This window comes from Dorea sp. MB18-49, assembly GCF_023669465.1.
Classification (GTDB): domain Bacteria; phylum Bacillota; class Clostridia; order Lachnospirales; family Lachnospiraceae; genus Dorea_A; species Dorea_A longicatena.
This window is the reverse complement of sequence record NZ_JAMOYX010000079.1, coordinates 1-6,687: the sequence shown is the minus strand read 5'-3', so window position 1 is coordinate 6,687 and position 6,687 is coordinate 1. Positions and strand designations below refer to the sequence as shown.

At 34.0% G+C, this 6,687-nt stretch carries 6 protein-coding genes and 1 pseudogene; all 7 read left to right on the top strand.

Features of this window, described 5'->3' with window-relative positions; all coding sequences use genetic code 11:
* On the top strand, positions 1–600 hold a 600-nt coding region (locus tag NCY30_RS14545), incomplete at its 5' end, for a hypothetical protein (RefSeq protein WP_250818859.1).
* Complete coding sequence (locus tag NCY30_RS14540) at positions 600–1,355, top strand: ABC transporter ATP-binding protein (RefSeq protein WP_250818858.1); 756 nt, start codon at positions 600–602, stop codon at positions 1,353–1,355. The genes NCY30_RS14545 and NCY30_RS14540, both read left to right, overlap by 1 nt.
* 200 nt (positions 1,356–1,555) lie before the next feature.
* A complete protein-coding gene (locus NCY30_RS14535; protein ID WP_250818857.1) occupies positions 1,556–2,791 on the top strand; it encodes a sensor histidine kinase in 1,236 nt (411 codons plus the stop codon).
* 35 nt (positions 2,792–2,826) lie between these two features.
* Positions 2,827–4,920, top strand: coding sequence for an ABC transporter permease (locus NCY30_RS14530; protein WP_250818856.1), 2,094 nt, complete (start codon positions 2,827–2,829; stop codon positions 4,918–4,920).
* 6 nt (positions 4,921–4,926) lie between these two features.
* Positions 4,927–5,688, top strand: a complete 762-nt coding sequence (locus NCY30_RS14525; RefSeq protein WP_250818855.1) for an ABC transporter ATP-binding protein — start codon at positions 4,927–4,929, stop codon at positions 5,686–5,688.
* Positions 5,685–5,855: a hypothetical protein gene (locus NCY30_RS14520; RefSeq protein WP_243141390.1), complete on the top strand. Its 171-nt coding sequence runs from the start codon at positions 5,685–5,687 to the stop codon at positions 5,853–5,855. Before NCY30_RS14525 ends, NCY30_RS14520 begins: the two co-directional genes overlap by 4 nt.
* Positions 5,856–6,414: 559 nt before the next feature.
* Positions 6,415–6,687: pseudogene (locus tag NCY30_RS14515) on the top strand (sensor histidine kinase); the annotation flags it as partial.

Sequence of the window (6,687 nt, the reverse complement as noted above, 5' to 3'; positions counted from 1 at the left end):
GTAATTATTCCAGATAATATATTCACGCAGGCAGAAAAAGAAAGTGATTATAAAAAAATGTTTATGATTATAAATCTGCCAAAAAAGAACCTGACAGTTTCAACACGATACATAGAAGAAAAATTGCAACAAGGAAAACTAGATGAGGCTTTTTGTAAGTTGACAATTCAGGGTATTGATAAAAAAGAAAACGTATTAAATCAAATGGTAGCAATCCTCGTAGCGATTATTATTTTAATTTTTACGATGTTTATAACATGGTTAATGCTGCAGAATGATCAGGAGCATTTAAAACGAAAATATCAGATAGGTGCTATTCTTGGTGTGAAGAGGAAGGAAGGATATTTATCCGTTGTGAAAGAAATATCCAGAGACATGTGGTGGTCCCTTTTACTTGCGATCGGTATAAGTGGAATGTTTTGCGGCGTATTTATAAAATCTTATTATTACGGAACAACGGAAATTGTTTTGATACAAAAGGAAGTTGCAATGTTAGGATGGATTTTATGCATATATGGAATTATTTTTATGATATTTATTATTTTTTCAACCAGGCGTTTATGGAAAGAAATTTCAAAAATATGGGGTGATAAGAATTGATGAGAAATATATTAGAAGTTAAAAATCTTGTAAGAAGTTACAATACAGCAACTTTTAGGGATTCAAAAAATAATGTGAATGTGTTAAAAGGAATCAGCTTTCAAGTTGCGGAAGGTGAATTTGTTGGAATCATGGGAAAATCCGGATGTGGTAAGACAACTTTACTTAAAACACTCGGAATGATTGATAAACCGACGGATGGAACGATTAAATTTATGGGAGAAGATACCAGTGAACTATACGGGGATAAACTTGCGGATATCCGGAACAGTAAAATAGGATTTATTTTTCAGGATTTTTATCTGATGGACAGCCTCTCAGTGGAAGAGAATATCATGCTGCCGATGATCATAAGCAAACAGAATATTAATAAGATGATTGCAGAAGCAAAGAAATATGCAGAACAATTTCAGATAGAACATCTGTTGAAGAAAAACCCTTATAAATTATCCGGTGGTGAAAAGCAGAGAGTTGCCATATGTCGTGCTTTGATCAACAATCCGGATCTGATCCTTGCAGATGAGCCGACCGGAAATTTGGACTCAAAGTCAGGAAAGATTGTAATTGATGCATTGAATAAGATTTCATCGGAATATAAGAAGACGATTGTCATGGTAACGCATGATCCGCAGATGGCAAGCTATTGTAGCCGGTTAATTCTGTTGAAAGATGGTGTAATACTAGAGGATTTGAAGAATAGCGGAAATCAGGATGCATTTTATCAGGAGATCCTTGGGAAGATGAAAGAATTGTAGAAGATTCACAATTCCAATTTCAGGTTTTGTAGACGCCAAAATAGGCAAAAGAAATTGTTATAAAGAGTATTTCGAAAAATTCATGGCCAGAAAACCGGGTATTCATGGCCACAAGCAACTGTTGCCACACAAATCATGGTATAATTATCCCAATCATTTAAGTATAAAATTAACACAAAATAATAAGGAAGCCCTTTCAAATGACAATAACAGACACCGTAAAACAAAAAAAGCCAAAACATAAACTATTGGAGAAATACACCATAAAAGAAAGAACAAGGAAACAAAAAGCAGACATATTTATGGAAATCGTTTTTCAGATATATCTTTGCATCCCATGGATCAATATAAATGGGAAATATAACACAATACATATGTATTTAATAAAGGCATTTCGACAAAACGATTATGTAGACATATATATACAAACATTCTTGAAAAATCATACATGGCCGCAACAGTATTCAAGAATGGCAGCATTAATCTTCTTGCTGGCTATAATTGCAATGCTTCTTGTGCAATGTTTAGAATTGTTTAAACTATATCAGAACATAAAGGGTATCAATAATTCTAACTATTTATTAGCTATTGGTATCGCCTGGTTTGCGGTATTTTATATTTTTCTCGCTGCGTTGGACGCACACAGTGAAGGATTGATAAAGCTTTATTCCATGCCTGCTTATTTTTACATGATAACATTTTTAGCTTTGATAGTTGTGTGGATATTTTTAGATATGCAGGCAAATATCTGGGATGATGAGACAGCAAAGCACAAAGCTGAACTGGAAGAATGTGATAAGAAATTACTGCAAATAAAAATAAATTCCCTGGAAGCACAATATAAGGAAATGCTGAAAAGCAGAAAGGTTGTGCATGATATGAAAAACCATCTGCTTGCATTAAAAAAATATTCCCAGGAGCAGGACTGGATCGGACTGAATGACTACTTAAATGAACTTAGCAAGGATATATTAGATTACAATTATCAAATCTGGACAGGCAATCGTATGCTGGACATGATACTTAATGAGAAATTAAAAGAAGCCAAAGATAAAAAAATCGATATGCAGATCAGCACAGAAGTATTTACAACGCTTCCTTTTACGGATCGTGAAATTATATCATTGTTTGGCAATCTTTTAGACAATGCAATAGAAGCCTGTGAACGAATAACTGATAAAAATACGTGGATCCATATAAAAATGAAAAAGAAAAATCAACTGTTGTATTTTGAAATCAAAAATACGACAGAGCATACAGTGCAACCAGTTCCGGGAACGTTTATAAGCACAAAAACAAATGGTACTTTACATGGATACGGAATGAAAAACATTATGGATGTTGTTGAAAAATATCGTGGGATCTTTCAATCTCAAATGGTTGAAGATTATTTTGTAGTCATGATTTCAGTCTATGCCGATATATACAGCAAATGATATAAGACATTATTTTATGTGAGTGGGTGAGTGAAATGAAAAAAGACAAGTTATTTTTTCAGATAATGAAAAAAATATTTTTGGGACACCATAAAGAATTAAGAATTCTGATTTTATGCGAAACAATACTGACGGCAATTTCATATGCTATAGTCAGCGGATATCAGATGTTTTCCAACGGACATTCCTCAGAATATTTTATGCAGGAAGACGGAATAAGCAAAAGCTTTCTTTCCGCCGGAACAATTCTATTATTCTGCGGAATTATACTGATTATCACAGTTCTCATATCATATCTTGGAAAGCGTATTCCGGAATATGTATTTTTACAAAGAATGGGAATATCAAAGAAAGATTTAAAAACGATGGTTTTATACGAGGCAGCAATTTCGTATCTGGTATCCATCATAGCAGGATTTTTCGTTGGAAAAATATTGACTGAGGGATTAAAGATCCTTATGGTTCGTGCTTTGCATATAAATTTTAAATTAGGAAGGGTGGCTTTCTTTACATATCCGTCTATTTGTATCCTCATTTTATTTATATATGGGCTCAGTTTCTTGCTGGTAAAAGAATTGCAATCCGATTTTCTGATCATTACTAATATGAATGAGACAGCAAGAATAGAAAAGCTGGAAGGAAAATTCAGAGTTCCTAAAATAATGATCGGAATCATACTTTGTATTTATTCCGTTTATGCATATTCTAAAATATACCATTATGAGAGTGCATATCTGATCATCGCTTTCTTTGCCGGATTGTATTTAAGCTTAAGAAATATATTTTCTATTTTTTTAGAACGTATAAAGCACAAAAAGCAGAAAAAATATTATAAGAATCTTTTGATGAATCATCGGTTTTATTACCGTATGAATACCGTGAGCAGATATATTTTATTCTTTTCACTGATGAGTTTTTTAAGCTGCTTTTATTTCGGAATACAATTTATCAGTACAATAAATGCCGAAAAAGCAGAAAGTTTATATCCGTATGATTTTATGTGTGTTGCAGATAAATCAGACGATAAGCTTTTTGAAAAAATAAAAGAAAAGTATCATGCTACATTAACTGAATATCCAATGGTAAGAGTTGCAAACGCAGATAAGACGGAACATTTAGAGGGACGAGGGGAAATTATTATCCAGGGACAACAGATTGGTATCTCGGAGTCTACTTATTACAAGTTAAAAAAAGCTGTAGATCCATCGTATAAAAAGAAATCCTTAAATCTGGATAAAAATGGAAAGAAAGTATATGTTGTCCATCAACAGGACCGGGCAACAAAGGCTCAGCCGGTCGACTGGTACTATAACAAAAAGACACCGACTTTACATATCGGACTCCCTTGTGAATATTGTGATTATGCTGATCATGAGACAACATACGATAAGAAAATAGTTGCCGGAGAGGAGATCTCCAGTCTTACAGGGTGTTACAGTACACCAAAATGTGAAAATCTGATCGTTTTTTCCGATGAATATTTCAAAAAAGCTCAAAATGAATGGAAGGATATAGAGGCTTTGACTGGTTTTAAATTGGAACGGTATAAGGCAATGTATGGTGATGATGGAGAACCTTATATTATTGAAGGACCAACAAAACTGGTATTCATCCAGACAGATAAAAAGTACATAGATCAAATCGATAAAGAATTGGAGTCAAAAGAAGAGAGACATAAATATATCGGCAATTATGATTCTACGGTAAAATTTCATTATTTATCAAAAGCAGCAATTACGGATATGAAAACCGAAAGAGCCGTTAAGTCGATGATCTGTGTATATATTATCATTACATTAAGCATATTGAATTGGATCATGCTATATGCCATGAACGAAATGGAGAAAAAAGAAAAAGCAGAACGCGAGAAATTCCTGGTATCCATGGGAATGGACCGAAAAGAACGGAAGAAAATGAATAAAAGAGAATGGTACATATATTGGATTGTCCCGACAATTATTCTTATCATTTCAACCATATTATTTATGCGAGATACCATGACTGCGAGAATGTATCCAGATGATATCCGGAAAATCTGTGAATTACAGGAAGCAGTGGTTATAGCAGTGTGGATCGTAATAAATGGAATATATTTTTGGATTATGAATCGAAAGGCAAGAAGGGGGTAGAAAATCATGACAAATAATACAGAAATACTGCGGACAGAAGGGTTAAAGAGATCATATCTTGTTAATGAAACGAAAATAGATGTATTAAAAGGAATCAATCTGACCATTAATAACCAGGAATTCATAGCCATTATGGGAAAATCTGGATCAGGGAAAACAACACTCTTAAAATTATTAGGACTGCTGGACCGGCCGACGGAAGGAAAAGTCTTTTTTAAAGGTGAAGACAGTAATTCGTTAAGAGGGGACAGGCTTGCCATGATCAGACGCCGTGAAATTGGATTCATATATCAGGATTACTATCTTATGGACAGTTTATCGGTAAGAGAAAATATCATGCTGCCGAAGATTCTGGATCACAGTCCAGTAGAAGAGAGTATAACGGAAGCAGAAAAACTAGCCGATATTATGGGGGTTCGTGCTTTACTGGATAAAAAAATCTTTGAATTATCAGGAGGCGAAAAACAAAGGGCAGCAATCTGCCGGGCGTTGATGAATCATTCGGATCTGATCCTTGCCGATGAACCGACCGGAAATCTGGATTCTGCTTCATCAGAAACAGTAATGGAATACCTGCAGATGATCAATAAAGATTTGAAAAAGGCTGTTGTTTTGGTAACGCATGATGCATATGTTGCAAGCTTTTGTGACAAGGTGATCTTTGTAAAGGATGGGAATATTGAAGTTGAATTAAGGAAAAAAGAAAAACAGGATGTTTTCTGCGATAAGATTATGAAAGCACAAAAAAATATCTTGAAAAACAAATGAATGATATAGGAAAGACAATCATCATGGTCACACATGATCTGCAGATGGCAAGCTATTGTAGCCGGTTGATTCTATTGAAAGATGGAGTGATATTGGAGGATTTAAAGAATAGTGGGGATCAGGAGGCGTTTTATCAGGAGATTCTCAGAAAGATGAAAGAGCTGTAAAAGATTCACAAAAAATTGACATTGCTGACTTGAAAAAGTAAATTCCAGTGCAAGAGTAAATTCCATCATGTTTTAAATTTTGCCGAAATTACGAGAGATTTTCTTTTTGACCAAATTGCATGAAAGCAATTCGAAAGGTTTTGCCCAGCAGGAAAAAAGAGAAAAATACAGCTGATAACGGGTGTAGATTGTATCGCTCCATTTATACCGTTTTTGTTCATGGAATATGTGATTGTTCCGGGGCGAAAGGGTACTGTAATGAAACGGATCATAACCTTTGATAAAAAAGTCAGGTTGATTATATTTAATCTTCCTGACTTTTTGCTGATACTCCGAAAAAATAAAAGCGATCAGATAAAAATTATTTCTATCACCATGCATTCGGAAGAAACTACCGGTAGCAAGTTCTGTAGATATGTCGAAGTATGCAAAAGAGATTGTTATAAGGGTGTTTTTAAAAAATTCGTGGCCAGAAAACCGGGTATTCATGGCCACTATCAACCAAATGAAGAAAAGGCATGCTATAATAAACCAAGAAATTAATACGGAGACAAATCAAATGAAAGATTGGACAAGAAAAAGAAAAATAGACTTTATAATAGGCGTAGTCTTGCAAATATACCTTCTTTTCCCGTGGATACAGCATTATACAATATACGGATATTTGTATAATGTGTTGAAAATGAATGACTATGTCCAAATGTATAATGAAACGATATTGCCATCATTAAGAGAATCCTGGAACTATACAAAAATGACAGCATTTGTTTTCTTAATTATCATTATTCTAATTGCACTTTTTCAATTGACTGAATTAGCACGAATATATCAC